This window comes from Flavobacterium myungsuense (assembly GCF_042677265.1).
Lineage (GTDB): Bacteria > Bacteroidota > Bacteroidia > Flavobacteriales > Flavobacteriaceae > Flavobacterium > Flavobacterium myungsuense.
On record NZ_JBHTIZ010000026.1, the window covers coordinates 135,865 to 156,777 of the forward strand.

The 20,913-nt window shown below is 32.4% G+C and carries 20 protein-coding genes and 1 tRNA gene; 12 read left to right on the forward strand and 9 right to left on the reverse strand.

Annotated features, from left to right (window positions below; all coding sequences use genetic code 11):
- The first annotated feature begins 16 nt into the window (after positions 1-16).
- A complete protein-coding gene (gene recA / locus ACFQ0S_RS10840) occupies positions 17-1,048 on the forward strand; it encodes a recombinase RecA (RefSeq protein ID WP_379757529.1) in 1,032 nt (343 codons plus the stop codon).
- Between the two features lie 33 nt (positions 1,049-1,081).
- Here the strand turns inward: recA and ACFQ0S_RS10845 are convergent, their stop codons facing one another.
- Positions 1,082-1,831, reverse strand: coding sequence for a lysophospholipid acyltransferase family protein (locus ACFQ0S_RS10845; protein WP_379757532.1), 750 nt, complete (start codon positions 1,829-1,831; stop codon positions 1,082-1,084).
- A 104-nt stretch (positions 1,832-1,935) separates the two neighbouring features.
- On the opposite strand from ACFQ0S_RS10845, the gene ACFQ0S_RS10850 reads away from it, so the two are divergent.
- Positions 1,936-2,313, forward strand: a complete 378-nt coding sequence (locus ACFQ0S_RS10850) for a GxxExxY protein (RefSeq protein WP_379757535.1) — start codon at positions 1,936-1,938, stop codon at positions 2,311-2,313.
- 91 nt (positions 2,314-2,404) lie between these two features.
- Complete coding sequence (gene trpS / locus ACFQ0S_RS10855) at positions 2,405-3,385, forward strand: tryptophan--tRNA ligase (protein ID WP_379757538.1); 981 nt, start codon at positions 2,405-2,407, stop codon at positions 3,383-3,385.
- Here the strand turns inward: trpS and dprA are convergent.
- On the reverse strand, positions 3,382-4,503 hold the full coding sequence (gene dprA, locus ACFQ0S_RS10860) for a DNA-processing protein DprA (RefSeq protein ID WP_379757541.1): 1,122 nt from the start codon (positions 4,501-4,503) through the stop codon (positions 3,382-3,384). The genes trpS and dprA overlap by 4 nt on opposite strands.
- A 102-nt stretch (positions 4,504-4,605) precedes the next feature.
- Here dprA and ACFQ0S_RS10865 point away from each other — a divergent pair, with 102 nt between their 5' ends.
- The 3 genes from ACFQ0S_RS10865 to ACFQ0S_RS10875 all read left to right on the forward strand — a co-directional run bounded on the left by ACFQ0S_RS10865 (position 4,606) and on the right by ACFQ0S_RS10875 (position 7,266).
- On the forward strand, positions 4,606-5,547 hold the full coding sequence (locus ACFQ0S_RS10865) for an HU domain-containing protein (RefSeq protein WP_379757544.1): 942 nt from the start codon (positions 4,606-4,608) through the stop codon (positions 5,545-5,547).
- 60 nt (positions 5,548-5,607) lie between these two features.
- Positions 5,608-6,117: an acyl-CoA thioesterase gene (locus ACFQ0S_RS10870; RefSeq protein WP_379757547.1), complete on the forward strand. Its 510-nt coding sequence runs from the start codon at positions 5,608-5,610 to the stop codon at positions 6,115-6,117.
- A gap of 168 nt (positions 6,118-6,285) precedes the next feature.
- Positions 6,286-7,266 carry a LuxE/PaaK family acyltransferase gene (locus ACFQ0S_RS10875; RefSeq protein ID WP_379757550.1) on the forward strand — a complete coding sequence of 327 codons (981 nt, stop codon included), beginning with the start codon at positions 6,286-6,288 and terminating at the stop codon, positions 7,264-7,266.
- Here the strand turns inward: ACFQ0S_RS10875 and tyrS are convergent.
- Positions 7,259-8,557, reverse strand: a complete 1,299-nt coding sequence (tyrS, locus tag ACFQ0S_RS10880) for a tyrosine--tRNA ligase (protein ID WP_379757553.1) — start codon at positions 8,555-8,557, stop codon at positions 7,259-7,261. The genes ACFQ0S_RS10875 and tyrS overlap by 8 nt on opposite strands.
- A gap of 125 nt (positions 8,558-8,682) precedes the next feature.
- Between tyrS and ACFQ0S_RS10885 the strand changes: the two genes are divergently transcribed.
- Positions 8,683-9,681, forward strand: a complete 999-nt coding sequence (locus tag ACFQ0S_RS10885) for an NAD-dependent epimerase/dehydratase family protein (RefSeq protein ID WP_379757556.1) — start codon at positions 8,683-8,685, stop codon at positions 9,679-9,681.
- Here the strand turns inward: ACFQ0S_RS10885 and ACFQ0S_RS10890 are convergent, their stop codons facing one another.
- The 3 genes from ACFQ0S_RS10890 to ACFQ0S_RS10900 are packed head-to-tail and all read right to left on the reverse strand — an operon-like array spanning position 9,682 to position 12,218.
- Positions 9,682-10,080 carry a DUF4296 domain-containing protein gene (locus tag ACFQ0S_RS10890; protein ID WP_379757558.1) on the reverse strand — a complete coding sequence of 133 codons (399 nt, stop codon included), beginning with the start codon at positions 10,078-10,080 and terminating at the stop codon, positions 9,682-9,684. It lies immediately after the preceding gene.
- 26 nt (positions 10,081-10,106) lie between these two features.
- Positions 10,107-11,450, reverse strand: a complete 1,344-nt coding sequence (locus ACFQ0S_RS10895) for a dihydroorotase (protein ID WP_379757561.1) — start codon at positions 11,448-11,450, stop codon at positions 10,107-10,109.
- A gap of 42 nt (positions 11,451-11,492) precedes the next feature.
- Entirely contained in the window at positions 11,493-12,218 is a 726-nt protein-coding gene (locus ACFQ0S_RS10900) for a polyprenol monophosphomannose synthase (protein WP_379757564.1), read from the reverse strand.
- 165 nt (positions 12,219-12,383) lie between these two features.
- Here ACFQ0S_RS10900 and ACFQ0S_RS10905 point away from each other — a divergent pair, with 165 nt between their 5' ends.
- Both ACFQ0S_RS10905 and ACFQ0S_RS10910 read left to right on the forward strand, forming a co-directional pair.
- Positions 12,384-13,049, forward strand: a complete 666-nt coding sequence (locus ACFQ0S_RS10905; protein WP_379757568.1) for a DUF4271 domain-containing protein — start codon at positions 12,384-12,386, stop codon at positions 13,047-13,049.
- A 20-nt stretch (positions 13,050-13,069) separates the two neighbouring features.
- Positions 13,070-13,819 carry a uroporphyrinogen-III synthase gene (locus ACFQ0S_RS10910; RefSeq protein ID WP_379757571.1) on the forward strand — a complete coding sequence of 250 codons (750 nt, stop codon included), beginning with the start codon at positions 13,070-13,072 and terminating at the stop codon, positions 13,817-13,819.
- A 146-nt stretch (positions 13,820-13,965) separates the two neighbouring features.
- Here ACFQ0S_RS10910 and ACFQ0S_RS10915 read toward each other — a convergent pair.
- Positions 13,966-14,047: transfer RNA gene (locus ACFQ0S_RS10915), tRNA-Leu, on the reverse strand.
- 106 nt (positions 14,048-14,153) lie between these two features.
- Here ACFQ0S_RS10915 and ACFQ0S_RS10920 point away from each other — a divergent pair.
- Positions 14,154-15,542: a dipeptidase gene (locus ACFQ0S_RS10920; protein WP_379757574.1), complete on the forward strand. Its 1,389-nt coding sequence runs from the start codon at positions 14,154-14,156 to the stop codon at positions 15,540-15,542.
- 126 nt (positions 15,543-15,668) lie between these two features.
- Positions 15,669-16,013 (forward strand): hypothetical protein, encoded by a 345-nt coding sequence (locus ACFQ0S_RS10925; protein WP_379757577.1) that lies wholly within the window; start codon positions 15,669-15,671, stop codon positions 16,011-16,013.
- A gap of 4 nt (positions 16,014-16,017) precedes the next feature.
- On the opposite strand, the gene ACFQ0S_RS10930 is transcribed toward ACFQ0S_RS10925, so the two are convergent.
- On the reverse strand, positions 16,018-17,256 hold the full coding sequence (locus ACFQ0S_RS10930; protein ID WP_379757580.1) for a glycosyltransferase family 4 protein: 1,239 nt from the start codon (positions 17,254-17,256) through the stop codon (positions 16,018-16,020).
- 192 nt (positions 17,257-17,448) lie between these two features.
- On the opposite strand from ACFQ0S_RS10930, the gene ACFQ0S_RS10935 reads away from it, so the two are divergent.
- A complete protein-coding gene (locus ACFQ0S_RS10935; RefSeq protein ID WP_379757583.1) occupies positions 17,449-18,549 on the forward strand; it encodes a DUF4407 domain-containing protein in 1,101 nt (366 codons plus the stop codon).
- Positions 18,550-18,560: 11 nt separating this feature from the next.
- Here ACFQ0S_RS10935 and ACFQ0S_RS10940 read toward each other — a convergent pair whose 3' ends face one another.
- On the reverse strand, positions 18,561-20,840 hold the full coding sequence (locus ACFQ0S_RS10940) for a zinc-dependent metalloprotease (protein ID WP_379757586.1): 2,280 nt from the start codon (positions 20,838-20,840) through the stop codon (positions 18,561-18,563).
- Positions 20,841-20,913 lie beyond the last annotated feature (73 nt).

The following is a 20,913-nucleotide window of genomic DNA, read 5'->3' on the forward strand; positions in this document are numbered from 1 at the left end:
ATAATATTCTATATACATGGCAGCAAAAGACACTTTGGAAAAAGGAAATTCTGAAAAAGAAGCGAAATTAAAAGCGTTACAATTAACGTTGGACAAACTAGATAAAACTTACGGAAAAGGAACTGTAATGAAAATGGGGGATAAAGCTGTTGAAGAAGTTGAGGTAATTTCTTCTGGCTCTTTAGGTTTAGACCTAGCATTAGGGGTAAACGGATACCCAAAAGGTCGGGTTATAGAAATTTACGGACCAGAATCATCTGGTAAAACAACCTTAACTTTACATGCCATTGCCGAAGCTCAAAAAGCTGGAGGAATTGCTGCTTTTATTGATGCTGAGCATGCTTTTGATAGAAATTATGCTGAAAAATTAGGTGTCGACATTGAAAATTTAATTATTTCTCAACCTGATAATGGAGAACAAGCACTAGAAATTGCTGAAAACCTAATCCGTTCAGGAGCCATTGATATTGTTGTAATTGACTCGGTTGCAGCATTAACACCTAAGAGTGAAATTGAAGGCGAAATGGGTGATTCTAAAATGGGATTGCACGCTCGTTTGATGTCTCAGGCATTAAGAAAACTGACAGGAACTATTAGTAAAACCAATTGCACGGTGTTTTTCATTAACCAATTAAGAGAAAAAATTGGAGTGATGTTTGGGAATCCTGAAACGACAACCGGGGGAAATGCTTTAAAATTCTATGCCTCGGTACGACTAGACATTCGTCGTTCTACTCAAATAAAAGATGGTGATAACGTGCTTGGAAACAGAACTAAAGTAAAAGTAGTGAAAAATAAAGTAGCTCCGCCATTTAAAGTTGCCGAATTTGATATTATGTATGGTGAAGGAATTTCAAAAACAGGTGAAATTCTAGATTTGGCCGTTGAATTTGAAATTATCAAAAAAGCAGGTTCTTGGTTTAGTTATGGTGACACTAAATTAGGCCAAGGCCGGGATGCCGTAAAAGCGTTAATAAAAGATAACCCTGAATTGGCGGACGAACTAGAACAAAAAATTAAAGATCAGATTAAAGAAAATAATGCATAAAAGTAAAGCCCAAAATTAAATTTTGGGCTTTTTTTATTTCTTAAATCTAAGAAGTTGATTATTTATGATTGTACGTGCTTCTTCTTTTACTTCTTTAATATCTTTTTTGTTTTCAATTGTTTTTCCAATGGTTGACACAAATGAATGAACTTTAACCCTCATCAATCCTGGACTACCGCTAAAAAAAGTATACGAAAAACGTTCTTTATTATCGGCAAAAGTCATAGGAACTATTGGGATTTGATGTTCAATAGCTAAACGAAAAGCTCCATCTTTAAAAGAATCTAAAAGTATCGTTTCGTCTGAAGGAACTCCGCCCTCTGGAAATATACAAATACTTAAACCTTGTTTTAATCTTCTTTCAGCACGATTAAAAACTTCCATTCTGCTTCTTTGGCTTCCTCTATCGACTAAAATACAGGTTCGTTTATAGAAGAATCCAAAAAGTGGAATTTTAGACAATTCCTTTTTACCTACAAAAACAAACGGATGTTTTACTACCGCTAGCATCAACATAATATCAGCCATTGAAGTGTGATTGGCAACAAACATATAACTAGAACCCGATTCTAACTGTTGTTCCCTTTCTACTTTATAATAAAATCCTGAGCCGTAAAGAATACATTTAGCCCAAATTCGTGCCATAATAAAAAAATAGGAATACCATTTTTCTTTAAGAATAGAAACCAACAAAAAAGGCAACATAATAATAATTGGAATACCCATCATGATATAAAACCAAATGCGCCAAAGCGTCCAAAAAATGATTTTTAGTATTTTCATATTGTCAAAAGTAAGAATTCAATCCTTATTTTTTAGTAAAAGATTTACCTTTGAATAAAATCTACCGCAAAGACGCAAAGTTTCTGCAAAGTAAAAAAAGAAAAATGACTGAAAATGAAATTTCTAATACAATAATTGGTCTAGCAATTGATGTGCACAAAAGTCTTGGTCCTGGTTTATTAGAGAGTGCATATAAAGAATGTTTGTTTTTTAAAATAAATCAATTTGGATTATTTGTTGAAAAAGAAAAAGCAATGCCTCTTATTTTTGAAGATATAAAATTAGACTGTGGTTATCGAGTTGATTTATTAGTAGAGAAAAAATCGGTTATTGAAATTAAAAGTGTAGCATCATTGAGTGACTTACATTTAGCTCAAACAATAACCTATTTAAAACTTGGAAATTATAAATTGGGGCTCCTTATTAATTTTAATGAAGTGCTTTTAAAAACAGGAATTAGAAGAGTTGTAAATAAATTATAGAAAAACTACTTTTTTAAAACCTTTGTAAACTTAAAAAACTTTGCAATCTTTGCGATAAACTTTGCAATCTTTGCGGTGAAAATAATCAACAATGGCCAAAATACTTACAGGCATTCAAAGCACAGGAACTCCGCATTTAGGAAATTTATTAGGCGCAATAATTCCTGCAATCCAATTATCGAATAAACCAGAAAATGAATCTTTTCTTTTCATTGCTGATTTGCATTCGGTTACCCAAATAAAAGACGGTGCTGCTTTAAAAGCAAACACTTACAGTACCGCAGCAGCTTGGTTGGCTTGTGGATTGAATATTGATAAAGTGGTTTTTTACCGTCAGTCTGATGTGCCACAAACTGCAGAATTATCTTGGTATTTGAGTTGTTTTTTTCCGTACCAACGGCTAACATTAGCTCACTCTTTTAAAGACAAGTCAGATCGATTAGACGATGTCAATGCTGGATTATTTTCATATCCTATGTTGATGGCTGCAGATATTTTGCTGTATGATGCTCAATTTGTTCCTGTAGGAAAAGACCAATTGCAACATATTGAGATAACTCGTGATGTCGCTTCGCGTTTCAATCATCAAATGGGAGAAACCTTTGTTTTACCAGAATCATACTTACAGGAACATACGAAGTATGTTCCAGGAACCAATGGTGGAAAAATGAGTAAATCGGCAAATAATATTATTAACATCTTTCTTGAAGATAAAGGGTTGCGCAAGCAAATCATGTCTATAGAAACAGATAGTACTCCTCTCGAAGAACCAAAAAATACAGATACTTGTAAAATTTTTGCTATTTATAAGTTATTGGCAAACGAAAGTCAAATAGAAGCATTGACCGAAAAATATAAAAACAAAAACCGAGATTTTGGATACGGTCATGCCAAGCAAGCTTTATTTGAACTTATTATAGAGACCTTCAAAACTGAAAGAGAAAAATATTCTTATTACATGAGTAATCATAACGAAATAGACAATGCTTTATTTCTAGGTGCAGAAAAAGCCAAAGTAATTGCCAATGGTGTTTTAAATAGAGTGAGAGAAAAATTAGGCTTTAGTTTTTAAATCGCTTCAAACAACTTTCCTGGCAAAGGACGTACAACTCCTTTTAACTCCATATTTAATAATATTCCGGAAATTCTATAAATAGGAAAATCACATTGTAAGGCAATTGTATCCAACATTTCTTTGCCATTTTTTTGGAGATACTCATATATTTTTTGTTCGTCCTGATCTAAAGTAACAAACAATTGCTTTTGTATCGCTTTTTTGTTATTGCGCGTTTTCGAAGTAATCTCATCAATGTCCCAATTCAAAATATATAATACATCGGCAGCGCTTGAAAGAAGGTTAGCTTTTTGTGTTTTTATTAAATTATTGCACCCTTGACTGTATTTGTCTGAAGTTCTTCCTGGAACTGCAAAAACATCTCGATTATAATCATTTGCCATATATGCTGTAATTAATGAACCTCCTTTATCAGCAGATTCTATTACAATGGTGGCTTCTGAAATTCCGGTAACAATGCGGTTTCGTTTTACAAAGTTTTCTTTTTCGGGATTAGAAGTACTCCAAAACTCGGTCATAAAACCACCATTTTCTTCTATTCTAGAAACATACTTTTTATGCGTTTTAGGATAAATTTGGTTTAAACCATGAGCTAAAACTCCAATGGTTTGTAAATTGTGTTCTAAAGCCGCTTGATGGGCAACAATATCAACACCGTAAGCAAAACCACTCACAATGATAGGGTTTAAGGGAGCCAAATCTGCAATCAGTTTTTTACAAAATTCTGTGCCATAAGATGTAATTTGGCGCGTTCCTACAATGCTGATTATTTTTCTGTTTTTAAAATCAATATTTCCTGACGAAAACAACAAAACAGGACCGTCGATACAGTGTTTCAATCGTTCAGGATACTTTTCCTCAAGAAAAAAAGAGACATCTATATTATTATTTCTTATGAATTTTAATTCTTGATCTGCTTTTTCAAAAACAATTTTATCTTTCAGGTTTTTCATCAATACAGAACCAATACCGTCAATCGATGCCATTTGTGAAGCTCTAGCATTAAAAACTGCAGATGCTGAACCAAAATGTGTAAGCAGCTTTTTAGCAATAATATCACCTACTCCATCAACTTTTAACAAGGCTAATACATGAAATAATTCGTCGTCGTTCATAATAACAATTTGAACCTGAAAAATATAAAATTTTATTAGAATTGTTAATAAAAATTGTGAATAAAATTTTGATACTTTAGCGCATTGTATAACTTTGTTGCTATGAAGATAGAACAATACATTTCGCAACTTTTATACAGACATCAATGTGTAACTGTTCCTGGTTTTGGTGCTTTTTTGACGGAGATTCAGTCGGCACACATGCATGAAAACACCAATTCTTTTTATCCTCCAAAAAAATTAATTTCATTTAATTCTCATTTAAAAAACAATGACGGATTATTAGCCAATCATATTTCAAAAGCGGAAAATACCAATTACGAAAATGCTGTTGCTTCAATAGAAAGTGAAGTTGTGATTTGGAAAAGTATTCTTGAGGTAAATCAAAAATTTACTCTGAAAAATATTGGAGAACTTTCATTTAATGTGGAAAAAAATTTAGTTTTCACTCCCTCTGAAAACATCAATTATTTGACTGAATCTTTCGGACTGAATTCGTTTGTTTCTCCTTCCATAAAAAGAGAAATTTCAATTCCTGAAATTGAAAAAATAATTGTAGAAGCAAAAGAGCCAATTGCTTTTATTCCTGAGGAGAAAAAGACGCGTCCTTACCTTAAATATGCTGCTATATTTATTGCAACTCTGTCAGTAACTGGAACCATAGGTTATAAAATGTTGCAAAATCATGTTGCTAAGGAAACTTTGATAGTAGAAACTGCTGTTCAAAAGCAGGTTCAAAACAAAATTCAGGAAGCTACTTTCTTTATTGAGAACCCAATTCCATCGGTTACGCTTACTGTAAAAGAAGAAAAATTATCCTATCACATCGTTGCTGGTGCTTTCAGAAATGAAGAAAATGCCCAAAAAATATACGTAGATTTAACTAAATCTGGTTTTAAAGCAAGACGTGTTGAACCTAATAAACACGGTTTGTTTCCTGTATTATACGGAAGTTATGCAACATATACTGAAGCGCATCAGGCCATGATTGATATTCAACAATCAATAAATCCAGATGCTTGGCTTATGGTTAAAGAACTTTAATAATTATCCCGTTTGAAACGGGATTTTTTTTGCGTTGTAATTATTATCTTTGATAAAAAAATGCATCCAAAATCTCCTTCTGATTCTTTAACGATACTAACCGATTTAGTTTTGCCAAGCGAAACCAACCCTTTAAATAATCTTTTTGGGGGTGAATTATTAGCTCGTATGGATCGTGCCGCAAGTATTACTGCCCAAAGACATTCTAGAAGAGTTGCAGTTACAGCTTCTGTAAATCATGTTGCTTTTAATCGTGCTATTCCATTAGGAAGTGTAGTTACTATTGAAGCTAAAGTCTCTAGAAGTTTTAAAAGCTCAATGGAGATTTACCTTGACGTTTGGATTGAAGATCGTGAAACAGGTATTAAAAGTAAAGCCAACGAAGCCATTTACACCTTTGTAGCTGTTGATGACACTGGAAGCCCAGTAGAGGTACCTCCTGTGATACCTGAAACTGAACTTGAAAAAGAACGCTTTAATGCCGCTTTAAGACGCAAACAACTTAGTCTTGTTCTGGCAGGAAAAATGAACCCACATGAAGCTACTGAATTGAAAGCTTTGTTTTCTTGAGATGAAAAGGTTTATCTTTTCTGTTCTTATTTATATAACGTCATTTCGACTTTTTATTCCATTTTATCCAAATAAATTAGTAATCAATAGATTAATATAAAGCATCAATAGGGAAATTTTAATTAAAATGTTGCAATTTTATTTAATTACTTTTGTTAAAAACAATACTTGATTTCAACTTCCGACATATTCACGATTTCGAGCCAAAAGCAATTTGAGAAAACAGCACTAAAAGTGTTTCGTTTTCAATATGATAACAATCAAGTATATCGAGAATTTTGTCAACTTATAAAAACCGAAAAACAGGACGTAAAAACATTGCAACAAATTCCTTTTCTACCCATTCAGTTTTTTAAAAGTCATGCTGTTGTTTCTAGTACTAATCCTATTCAAGAAACGTTCACTAGCAGTGGTACAACCGGAATGGTTACTAGCAAACATCTTGTTACTGACGTTTCAATATATGAAGAAAGCTATCGCAAAGGGTTTTCTCAATTTTATGGAAACATAGAAGACTACACGATATTAGCACTACTTCCATCCTATTTAGAACGCGAAGGTTCTTCCTTAATTTATATGGTCAAAGATTTAATTGAATTATCTAATAACTCAAATAGCGGATTTTATTTGAACCAATATGATGCGCTCATCAAAAAATTAATTGATTTAGACCATTCGGGACAAAATGTAATTTTAATAGGAGTTACTTATGCTTTATTAGATTTGATTGAACTGAATAAACTTCAATTAAAAAACACTATTATCATGGAAACTGGCGGTATGAAAGGCAAACGCAAAGAAATGATTCGAGAAGAATTACACGAACAACTTTGCACTGGCTTTGGCGTTTCTGCCATACATTCTGAATACGGAATGACTGAATTATTATCGCAAGCGTATTCATTAGGAAATGGCGTTTTCGAGTGTCCGCCTTGGATGCATATCTTAATTAGAGAAGCCGAAGATGCTTTAAATTACGTCTCAAACGGAAAAACGGGCGGTATTAACGTCATTGATTTAGCTAACATCAATTCGTGTTCATTTATAGCTACGCAAGATTTGGGCAAAAAAAATCCCAACAACTCTTTTGAAGTTTTGGGACGTTTTGATAATAGCGACATTCGTGGTTGTAACTTGATGGTTATATAACCCGAATGACAAAATAATTTTTCTTTCCGCTTTGCAACAAAACAAACTGATTGTTGATTAATTCTTTAGTCGAAAGAACAAACTCTTCAGTTACTTTTTCTTTATTTATGGAAATAGAATTGGCGGTCAAAGCACGTCTAGCCTCTCCATTAGATTTTAAAAACCCTGTTTTTTCATTCAAGACAGTAACAATATCTATTCCGTTTTCAATATCGTTTATTGAAATTGCTGCTTGAGGTACACCATCAAAAACTTCTAAAAAAGTGGCTTCATCCAATTGTTTCAAATCGTCTGAGGTCGCATTACCGAACAAAATAGCAGAGGCTTGAATCGCTTTGTCTAAATCTGCTGCCGAATGTACAAAAGTGGTTACTTCCTCAGCTAATTTCTTTTGCAAAACTCTTAAGTGCGGTGCTTCATAATGAGTCGCAATTAATTCATCTATCGTTTCCTTATCTAAAAAGGTGAATATTTTAATGTATTTCTCAGCATCACCGTCTGTAGTATTCAGCCAAAATTGATAAAACTTGTAAACAGATGTTTTGTCTGGAGTTAACCAAACATTTCCCCCTTCAGATTTTCCAAATTTCGAACCATCTGCTTTAGTGATTAATGGACAGGTCATCGCATAAGCCTTAGCATCACTATTTACGTTCATTCTGCGAACCAATTCAGTTCCTGTTGTAATGTTTCCCCATTGATCAGAACCGCCCATTTGTAACAAACAATTGTACTGCTTGTGCAAATGGTAAAAATCATACCCTTGAATTAACTGATACGTAAATTCTGTAAACGACATTCCTTCGCCTTCGCCAGTAAGTCTTTTCTTTACAGAATCCTTAGCCATCATATAATTTACGGTGATGCGCTTTCCTACTTCCCGAGCAAAGTCAATAAAAGTAAAGTTCTTCATCCAATCATAGTTGTTGACCAAAATTGGGGCGTTTTTTTCTTTCGAATTAAAATCTAAGAAGTGAGACAAAACTTTTTTTATCCCAGCCACATTATGATTCAAAGTAGCTTCATCGAGCAAATTTCTCTCGTCTGATTTTCCTGAAGGATCGCCAATCATACCTGTTGCGCCACCAACAAGAGCTATAGGTTTATGACCAAAATGTTCTAAATGAACCAATAGAATTATGGGAACTAAACTTCCAATGTGTAACGAATCTGAAGTGGGGTCAAACCCTATGTATGTTGCCGTCATTTCTTTCAGCAATTGTTCTTCTGTTCCGGGCATGATGTCATGTACCAGTCCACGCCATTGTAATTCTGCAATAATATTTTTCATCTAAATAATCAATTTCGACAAAGATAGTAATTCGAAAAGCAATGACAATGGCAATTTCAATGGCAATATTCAAAAAATGTAAAATCAAAAATTTATAAATCCAACAATCTAATTATCTTTACAAAATGGTTTTAATCACAGGAGCAACAGGATTAGTTGGGTCGCATTTAGCATTGCATTTGTTAGAAAATAACGAGCGTGTTCGTGCAATATACAGAACAACATCTTCCATCGAGAAAACAAAGTCCCTTTTTAAGCTTTATGAAAAAGAAAATCTATTTGAAAAAATTGAATGGGTTCAGGCTGATATTACCGATATTCCCTCTTTAGAAGTCGCTTTTAAAAATATAGAATACGTTTACCATTGCGCCGCTTTAATTTCATTTGACCCTAAAGATGAAAAACAACTTCGAAAAATAAACATCGAAGGTACTGCCAATATTGTTAATTTGTGTTTGGCCTATACCATCAAAAAACTATGTTATGTAAGTTCGATAGCAGCACTTGGCAATCTTAAAGAATATGAAACGACAATTACCGAAGAAACCGAATGGAATCCAGAATTGTACCACAGTGATTATGCTATATCAAAATATGGTGCTGAAATAGAAGTTTGGCGTGGTTATAAGGAAGGATTGCCAATAGTAATTGTTAATCCAGGGGTTCTTCTTGGTCCTGGATTTTGGAAAACAGGTAGCGGAGAAATTTTTACTAAAGTACAAAAAGGATTATTGTTTTATACCAAAGGCATTACGGGTTTTGTTACTGTTAACGACGTGGTAAAAATCATGACTCAATTAATGAAAAGCAATATAAACGGGGAAAGATATATTGTCATTGCAAAAAACATTTCATTTGAGAAGATATTAACTACTATTGCAAAAGCATTAAATGTTAATTCGCCCTCTATTTATGCTAAACCTTGGATAACCGAAATAGTATGGCGAATAGATTGGTTACTTTCAACTTTTTTTAATTGTAAAAGACGGCTGAGTAAGGATATGGTTCAATCTTTACATTCAGAAAATTTTATTTCTAATGAAAAAGTAAAAAGGAATTTAGATTTTACTTTTCAGAATGTAGAGGTTTATTGTAATGAAGTTGTGACTTTTTTAAGGATGTAATTATCTAACAAATTGTTCCTCTTTTTTTACGATTTTAGGCAAGACTCCTTTTTTGGGATTTTTACTAATTATTGAATCTATATGTTTTTTTTGGCTTTCAATTTTTTGGCCTACTTCATTCAGCATTTTTTTATAATTTGTAATGTCTGACGAATAATATTTTGTGCTTTTTGCAAATTGAAGACTATCTATTTTAAATTTTTTATATATAAAATCATTTGATCTAAAACTTTGAAAATCAGATGGGTTTTGCGACTTCATTCCCTCAATAATTGCTAAGTCATAAAAAATCGCAACCATTTTATCTTCTTCTATAAGTCTGTCAGGCTTGCTAATAGCATTGTCTCTACAACTTATAAATAAAATAATCAACAAAAATATAGCCAAAAAATTTTTCATGTTAAATATTGAATAAGTGTCATTAACTATTCTCTTTCAAACAATAATCGCTGTCCTTTAGGAGTCTCTTTTACTTTAAAATTACTGTATACTAAATGTCCGTTGACAAAAGTATGTGTAATTCTCGATTTAAAAGTAAACCCTTCAAACGGAGACCATCCACATTTTGCTAAAATATTTTCTTTTTTTACGCTCCATGGCAGGCCTATATTTACAATCACTAAATCAGCATAAAAACCTACTTTTATAAATCCTCGTTTTTCAATTTTGAATATTTTTGCTGGATTATGAGCCATTTTTTCAACAATTTTTTCAATAGAAATTTTACCTTGATGATAGGCTTCGAACATCGCTACTACTGCGTGTTGAACTAGAGGTCCTCCTGAAGGCGCTTTTGTGTAAAGGTTTTTCTTTTCCTCTAATGTATGCGGAGCATGGTCGGTAGCTACTACGTCAATTCGACCATCTATTAAGGCTTCCCAAAGTGCTTTTCGGTCGTTTTTTGTTTTAACCGCCGGATTCCATTTTATTAAATTGCCTTTAGTTTCATAATCTTCATCTGAAAACCATAAATGATGAATACAAACTTCGGCTGTAATTTGCTTTTTCTCTAATGGAATTTTATTAGTAAATAAGTCTAATTCTTTAGCAGTAGAAATGTGAAATACATGCAAACGAGCACCTGTTCTTTTAGCTAATTCAATTATTTTAACAGTCGACTTATAGCATGCTTCTACACTTCTGATTTCAGGATGAAATTTAACTGGAATATCGTCTCCATATTCTAACTTGAATTTTTCAAGATTGGCTTTTACCGTCAATTCATCTTCACTGTGAACTGCAATCAACAATTTTGTACTAGAAAATATCTTTTCTAATGACTCGGAACTATCCACCAACATATCACCTGTTGAAGAGCCTAAGAAAAGTTTAAGCCCTGCAACATTTCTAGGATTTGTTTTTAAAATTTCTTCTAAATTATCATTTGTTCCGCCCATCATAAACGAATAATTGGCAAATGATTTCCCTGCTGCTAATTGGTATTTATGTTCAAGTAATTCTTGAGTTACAGCATTAGGTACGGTGTTGGGTTGTTCTATATAGGATGTGATTCCACCAGCAACAGCTGCTCTAGATTCAGATGAGATATCTCCTTTATGCGTAAGTCCTGGTTCTCTAAAATGCACTTGATCATCGATTGCTCCTGGTATTAAATAATTTCCTTCGGCATCAATAATTTTAGTGGTTGCAGATTTTGCACTAATTGTTTCCGCAATTTCAACAATATATTCGTCTTCAATTAAAACGTCTCCTTGAAAGATCTGACCCTCGTTAACAATTTTGGCATTCTTTATTAAAATACGATTCATTTACTTTTATGCTTGCTTAAATATAAAACCAGAAACTAAATTTTATAATTGATTGAAAAATTTTCTTATTCTTAATGATATTACACCAAAAACGGCTTCGGTAATAATTGAATTACTCATTTTTGATTGTCCTTTTGTTCTATCGGTAAAAATAATTGGAACTTCTGTAATTTGAAACTTTTTCAGATAAGTCCTATACTTCATTTCTATTTGAAAAGCATATCCAATAAACCTAATTTTGTCTATGTTGACAGTTTCTAAAACAATCCTTTTGTAGCAGATAAATCCAGCTGTGGCATCATGAATTTTCATTCCAGTAATCATTTTTACATAAACTGATGCGAAATAGGACATCAAAACTCGGTTTAAAGGCCAATTTACAACATTAACCCCAGTTACATATCTTGAACCAATAGCCATGTCAGCGGTATTGAAATGACACGCTTCGTATAGTCTCTCTAAATCGGCTGGGTTGTGCGAAAAATCAGCATCCATTTCAAAAACATATTCGTATTTTCTTGCAAGTGCCCATTTAAAACCATGAACATAGGCGGTGCCTAATCCTGCTTTTTTTTCTCTTTGTTCTAAAAATAGTTTTCCTGAAAATTCTTTTTGAAGCTCTATTACTCTTTGGGCAGTATGATCAGGTGAATTGTCATCAATAATTAAGACATGAAACTGTTTGTGTAATGAAAGAACAGTTCTAACTATGCTTTCTATATTCTCAATTTCATTGTAAGTCGGAATTATGACAACAGAATCAAACATGCTCTAAAAAAATTTAACGCAAAAATAAACTTTTTATAGCAGTTGACTATTAATAAAACTTTAAATTTTGACAAAATTCATATGCGAATAATATACTAACCCTTTTCTATAAACTTAAAAACAAGAGAATAAATAACATAATAATTTAGTAATTTTGTCGTCATTATGAACGAAATTGTATTTCATCCTCGAGTATTAGAAAATAGAGATTGGGCTAGTATATTATTTATAGTTGCTTTTGCGTTAATTGCATTCGCTAAATCTGTTTTTGAAATTCGTTTTATCGATTTCTTAAAACTAATTGTTTCAGATAAGTATTTAAAAATCTACCGGGACAGCTCTCATCTTCTTAGCGGATTTAATATAATACTATTTATAGTTCAGGTTGTCTCTATATCATTTTTTATACAACTAACACTGCATCATTTTGGATTTGTTTCGAAAACAAATTGGATTGTTTTTATACAAATAACTACATTATTACTTTTTTTTATATTGTCAAAATTCTTGATAGAAATGATTATATCTACATCATTTAATATAGAAGAGTTCGCCGAGCTATACAATTTACAAAAAGTAAGTTATAGATCCTACATTGGGCTACTAATTCTTCCTATTGATATTATTCTTTTTTATAACAATAATTCATCTCAATTCTTAATTTTGTTTTTTATTGCTATTATTTTAATAATTAACACCCTAACTTATATACTTTCTTTAAAAAACTACCAAAATTTAATATTTGGCAAGTTGTTTTATTTTATTTTGTATCTTTGCGCTCTTGAAATAGCGCCCTACTATTTCATCTATTATTGGTTTACAAAAAGTTAGCATATTAGAAAATGTCAAATATGAAAGTGAAAACAATTTTGGTGTCACAACCAGAGCCTAAAGTAGAGAATTCGCCATACTTTGAGCTACAACAAAAGCATAAAGTAAAAGTTGATTTCAGACCTTTCATTCATGTAGAAGGGGTTAATGCAAAAGACGTTAGACTTCAGAAGATAGACCTTAATAACTACACCGCAATTATCTTAACCAGTAAAAATTCGGTTGATCACTTTTTTAGAGTGGCTGATGAGATGCGTTATAAAGTTCCTGAAGGGTTAAAATATTTTTGCCAATCTGAAGCCGTTGCTTTTTATCTTCAAAAATACGTTATATACAGAAAGCGTAAAATTTATGTGGGTCAAAAAGATTTTGCAGATATGTCGCCTCTTATAAAAAAATACAAGGACGAAAAGTATTTATTACCTGCTTCTGATCAATTAAACGCAGACGCACCTCAAACTTTAAATAATCTTAAAGTTGATTGGACTCAAGCTGTTTTTTACAAAACAGTAATGAGCGACTTGTCTGATTTAGCTGATGTTTATTATGATATCTTAGCTTTCTTTAGTCCAACAGGGATTAAATCATTATTCATGAACTTCCCTACTTTTGAACAAAACAACACTAGAATAGCTGTTTTTGGAAGCACTACTCAAAAAGAAGCTTTAGAACATGGATTACGAATTGATATTTTAGCTCCAACACCTGAAACGCCATCTATGACAATGGCTCTAGAAAGATATATTGCTGAAGCGAATAAAGGGAAATAAAGTTTTCAATACTCTATAGATTCAATAATATTGATTTCTTTAACTTTTGTTGAAAATAAAATGCCTCTAAATTTTATCCTCTATTTATAAAATAGGAAATTAAAAAACCTCAAATCAATTTATAATAATTTATTTGAGGTTTTTTGTGCGGATAATAGGACTCGAACCTACACGCCTTGCGGCACCAGATCCTAAGTCTGGCATGTCTACCAATTTCACCATATCCGCGAAATCTGAGTGCAAATATAATCATATCTTCTAACTTTCAAAGGAATTTTTTCGAAAAATAATTATTCTCTTTTTTGTACTTTTGATAGTATAAATAAAGCAACTTATGAGTCCTATAAAAACATACGTACAAGAGCATAAAGACCGATTCATTAATGAATTAATAGAATTATTAAAAATTCCTTCTGTTAGTGCCGACACTGCCTATTCGCATGACGTGATACTTACTGCCGATGCTGTAAAAGTAAGTTTAGAAAACGCAGGTTGTAATTTTGTAGAAATATGTGATACGCCGGGTTACCCAATAGTTTTTGGAGAACATATTATTGACAAAAATTTGCCTACTGTTTTGGTATACGGGCATTATGATGTACAACCTCCAGACCCATTAGAACTTTGGACTTCGCCTCCTTTTGAACCCGTTATCAAAAAAACTGAAATTCATCCCGAGGGCGCCATTTTTGCACGCGGTTCATGTGATGATAAAGGACAAATGTACATGCATATTAAGGCTTTTGAGTACATGATACATTCTAATTCTTTGCCTTGCAATGTCAAATTTATGATTGAGGGGGAGGAAGAAATAGGCTCTAAAAGTTTAAGTTGGTTTGTTGAACGCAATCAAAGTAAATTAAGCTGCGATGTAATTTTAATTTCTGATACTGGAATGATATCTAATCAACAACCATCTATTACAACCGGTTTACGCGGATTGAGTTATGTGGAAGTAGAAGTTACAGGGCCAAATAGAGATTTACATTCTGGATTATATGGTGGAGCTGTGGCTAACCCAATAAATGTATTGGCTAAAATGATAGCTTCACTTCATGATGAAAACAATCATATTACTATTCCTGGTTTTTATGATAACGTTGAAGAGTTATCTTTAGAAGAGAGAGCTGAAATGGCAAAAGCTCCTTTCAGTTTAGATAATTACAAAAAAGCATTAGATATTGAAGCTGTTTATGGCGAAAGCGGCTATGTTACCAACGAAAGAAACTCCATTCGTCCAACATTAGATGTAAACGGAATTTGGGGCGGTTATACTGGCGAAGGTGCTAAAACTGTAATTGCAAGCAAAGCCTATGCTAAAATTTCGATGCGATTAGTTCCTAATCAGGATTGGGAAACCATTACCGAATTGTTTACCAAACATTTCATTAGTATTGCACCTGCTGGAGTTACCGTAAAAGTAAAACCGCATCATGGTGGGCAAGGATATGTAACGCCAATTGATAGTATTGGCTATAAAGCTGCTAATAAAGCCTATACAGAAACCTTTGGAGTACCTGCAATTCCAGTTCGATCAGGTGGCAGCATTCCTATTGTTGCCTTGTTTGAAAAAGAACTTAAATCAAAAACAATATTAATGGGATTTGGTTTAGATTCTGATGCGATTCATTCACCTAATGAACATTTCGGAATTTTTAATTTTCTGAAAGGAATTGAAACGATTCCTTTATTTTATAAGTATTTTGTAGAGTTGAGTAAATAATTTTTATCTGAAAAGCACGACTAATTTATTGAGAATATCATTTTAAATCTTTGATTCATGGTAAGACTATTTAAGATTGGACTATTTTTTATTGTTTCAATTAATTGTGGCTGTAAAACAAATCTAATGGTTAATAAGGAAAGAAATGGGAAATGGATTTTTAGTGATACTATAAATAATATTGTATATAAGTCAAAAGGAAAATATAAAAACGGAATTGAGCAAAAAACTTGGCGCTATTTTGCAAATAACAAACGAATTAAAAAAGAAAAGTATAAAAATGAAGTTTGTTTTACTACCATTTTTTTTGATAATGGAAGACTAAAATCTAAGGGGAAAACCCAGATGATTTCTGTAAACAAAGAGATTCATTGGTTTTATTTTGGAGATTGGCAGTTCTATGATGAGTCCGGAAAACTAATCGAAGTAAAAAAATTTGTAAAAGGAGAATGGGTAAACGAACCACTTTAATGAGTTATTTGGTTTTATTCTTCTCCTCAATCCATCGAGACATATATTTGGTACTCGATAAAGTATGATGTAAAAGAATTGATCCCATAAAGTTATCCATTCGGTGTTGTTCTATGTTTTCTTGAATTGATAAAATGTGACTTATAAAACCATTGCCAAAAAGAGATTTACTGTACCTTTGATTTATAATTTCAATACCATTTTGTTGGGCTTTTTGCCAAAGTATTTCGTCTTGATACAATTGTACAGCTCCTTTTGCAATTTCTTGTTCACCATCGGTAATAATTCCGTTCCAAGGTAAAGTACCATGCATCGATTCAGCCCCTACAGTGGTTGTTATACTTGGGGTTCCGCTTTGCATGGCTTCAATAAGTTTGCCTTTTGCACCAGCACCAAAACGTACAGGCGCTAATACCACTCTTGCTTTTTTTACTTCTGTTGCTGCATTATGGGCTCTTCCTAAAATTAAAAAACGGTCTTCAGGTTTATGCAATTGCCATACTTTTTGCGAAGGATAGGCTCCGTAAATTAATAATGAAGCTTCTGGTAATTCTTTTTTAATTAATGGCCAAAGGGTTTCTTTTAAATATTGAACCGCATTCCAATTTGGCTCATGAAGAAAATTACCAATAAATATAAAATCCTTTCGTTCATGAAATTTGGGTAAATTTTCAATAGTTTTCTCATCAATACTATCCACTAAAAAAGGAAGATAATAGAGGATTTTAGCATCTATTTTAAAATGATTTTGAAGAATTTCAATTTCAATTTCCGAAATCAATAATGAAACATCACATCGCAAAATACTTGCTATTTCTCTTTTAGCAGTTTCTGAATACAAATCTGACGGTTGAAATTCTTTATTCTCCTTACTCGCTTTCTGACGTGCTAATCTTAAAGTATGTAGGTCTATCGTATCTAATATTCGTAGTGCATTTGGGCAATTTTCGGCTACTCTCCATCCAAATTGTTCTTCGACTATAAAACGGTCAAACAAAACAATGCTAGGATTTAATTCTTGTATAAAAGTATCAAAACTAGAGTCATTGATAGCAATAGGAACTTTTTTTACTCCAATGCTAGTCACATCAAACATAAATTCACTATCGGCTGCTGCGCTTGCAAAAGTAATGTTCCAATTTTGTTCCTGAAACAACTCTATTAGTTGCATCATTCGGGTTCCCGCACCTGAAGAATTAGGCTCGGGCCATACAAAACCTATAATTAAAACTTCTTGTTGCATGAATAAATATTCTGAAAAGTGATGCAAAATAAGGCTATTTTTCTTTTAAAATAAGTGATAGCAATACAAATTTTATTAGGTCAACTTAAAACAAATCAACAATTTAAAACATTTGGTAACATTTGGCGTTAAAATTGTACTAAACAATCAATCATCAATCTTTCCACCTTTGGTGGATCAAAATCAATCATCATGTTACAATCCTTTTTTATTCTATGCTCCGGAGCTGACAAAAATCTAATCGAAAGCTGCTCAGATGGCGAAAAAACCAAGTATGTTGGTATAGGTGCTACGGTTTTTTTTACTGCAGTTATGGCTTTTATTGCTAGTAGTTATGCGCTTTTTACCGTTTTTGATAATCCTTTTATGGCAATGGGATTTGGAATAGTTTGGGGATTATTAATTTTTAATTTAGACCGATTCATTGTTTCTACAATACGAAAAAGAGACCGTTTTAGCAGTGAATTTTTACAAGCAACACCTCGAATTATTTTAGCGATAATCATAGCAATTGTCATATCAAAACCATTAGAAATTAAAATTTTTGAAAAAGAAATCAATACCGTTTTATTGAAAGAAAAAAACGCTATGACTTTAAATAACAAAAAAGAAGTCGCTTCTTATTTTAAATCGGATTTAGACAACATCAAAGCCGAAACAGATAAATTGAAAGCTGAAATTGCAAATAAAGAAAAGGAAGTGAATTCACTTTATGAAACTTATATATCAGAAGCGGAGGGAACAAAAGGCACAATGAAATTAGGCAAAGGACCCGTTTTTAAAGAAAAAATCGCCAAGCATAATTTAGCCTCTTCTGAACTAGATTCTATTCGAAAAACCAACTTTGAAAAAATTGCTTTAAATGACAAAAAAGCGATAAGTCTTCGATTAGATATAGATAAAAAAGTGACAGAAACACAGCCTGTGATAGACGCTTTTGATGGGTTGATGGCTAGAATAAATGCGCTCAATAAATTACCATTAATTCCTTCGTTATTTATTATGTTGTTGTTTTTAGCCATAGAAACTTCGCCAATAATTGCTAAATTACTTTCTTCCAAAGGCGAATACGATTATAAATTAGAAGATTTAGAAACTGCTTTAAAAACAACTTTAACTCAAAATAATTACCAACGAAATTTATTAATTCAAACCAGCGCTGCTATGCACGAAAAGGTTTATGAAGATATTGCTCAAGATAAAAAATTGTATGATTTGCAACGTTCTAGAACTTCAGAATTGTTAGAATTGCAAGCTAATGGATTTATAGAAAAACAAAAGAGTACCTTATAATATGTGAAATATTATTCTACAACTATTTTCTTAACCACTTTTCTATCTCCATCTTTAATAGTTACTAGATAAATTCCTTTTTGAATAGGCGAAAGCGAAACGTTTTGCGAGAACAAACCTGAATTGTTGAAACGCTTTTCTAAAATTGACCTTCCTCTTAAATCATGAATAGTAACTGCGATTTCATTTATTGTTTGAGATTCAAACTGAATGATAAAACTTCCGTTGTTTGGATTTGGAAACAACCTAAAATTGGTTAAAGCAAAATCTTCATTTCCTAAACCAGCAATTGAAAAACCTCTAGAATTTATAGCATAGTATACATTAGCCGTGGGTTCAATTAATACTCTACAATTAGATGCCGAAGGTGTAGAAGGGACCGTAATTACTTGATTCCCGTCATTTGGAGTGTTAGAAGCTAAAACATAAGGAAAAGTTGCTCCACCATCAATAGATAACTTAATATTTACATTTGCAGAACCTGACAAAGAAGTAGTATTATTAACATCCCAAGTTATTGTTTGCGATGCTCCAAGATTCCAAATAATTCCTGAAGAATTTTGCGAAGTAACTCTAAAAGGGCCTACACCGCCAGGGGATGTTGAAGCATTAAAAGGGGCCCTAGAAGTTACAGATACTTCATCTGAGTCTGTTTGAGCGCCATTTGGGTTATTGTCTCTAACCGTTAATGTAAACTTTAAAGTTCTTGCAACGGTAGATACTGACTCCCAAGTACTACTTAATGACCCCGATAAAACTCTAGAAAAAGATGGTAAAAATCTATTTGGAGAATCTTTAGGCTCAAAAGACCTATAGTTTGGGCCAGATATTTTAGTAGCAGATGCTACTGAATTAGAACCTGTTTGTGATCCTGTTGCACTGTTATTTTGTTCCCAACAATATGTTAATGAGTCACCGTCTACATCTGTAGCTGTTCCTTTAAGGATATAAGCTGTTCCAGAAGGCACACTAAAATCAGAACCAGCATTTACTACAGGAGGAGAGTTGGAAATAGGAATACCTACAACACATAACTTATTTTTTAAATTATTTTCTATTTGTAAAATACTTCTGTAAGTAAAGTATGGGTCTGAATTAAACTGTATATTAAGATTTGATGGGGTTGCAACTCCAGCATATCCCATAATTGTAGTTCCGCTGCCTGGCTCAACTTGAACACTTGAAATTTCAGGACTATAAGAAAAAGTATGATTTGCACCTAACTGATGTCCTAATTCGTGAGCAACATAATCAATATCGAAATTATCTCCCTCAGGTATGTTATCTGATGGAGCGGTAAATGCACTCCCTTTAGTTTCAGAATTAAATCCGTCATCATCATCGCAAACACAACCAATACAACCTGCATTCCCTCCTCCTCCAGAGGCTCCAAATAGATGTCCTATGTCATAAGCTTCATTTCCTATTACGTTTGTTAAGTTAGTTTGTAATTCTTGATTCCAAACACCATTATTAATTCCTATACTTGCTGGGGAATAAGGATCTGTGCTCCCTCTTGTGTATATTATTTGTTCATTATTATCAATAATATTTAAATGTAATGCTAAATCTTTTTCAAATACACCATTTACTCTAGTCATAGTTGCATTCATTGCTTCTAAAGCCTGAGAAACTCCACCAAAATAAGCACCATATTCTCCTGTACATGATATTGCTAAACGTAGTGTTTTGTAACTCTGATCAGTAGACCTACTAGCATATTGCGATTTGTTAATAATTTCCTGATTTATAGATTTATCTAGTGTTTTACAATTAAATGGAGAGTCCTTTACTCCTTTAGACTTTGAGTCAAAAAGCACATAAATAGATTTATCATTTAAGGTAGGCTCTATAAACTCTGAGCTATTATTTGGACTCAAAACCATAGTTTGTATTCCTCGAGGAGATACACTAAAATTAATTGTGGTACTCTTACGAGAAAGGCTTTTCCCAACATAGGAACGAATATTGGGATATTTTGCTTGCAAAAGTGGTGCAAAATTTGAGTTTTCCCAAACTTGAAATTTTTCTAAATCACCATCAATGTTAGGAAAATTAATAATAATTCCTATTTTACCTGAAAATTTATCACTGACATTAAGTAATGACTTTCTAAACTCTAGAGTATCTAATTTATAAAATTTTTGACTTTCATCAGATTGTTTCAGTTTTTTTGAAGTCACTAAACTATTGATGTTATCAGAACTAACTTTTTGCCAAACATTCTTACTTTGAGCATTACTCAAAATAATTGAAAAAAAGCATAACAATGATAGTATATATTTTTTCATTAGTTTCATTTAAATTTTAACTCGTAAAATTAATACTATTTTTGAACCTATATTGAAATCTATAAAATATTTA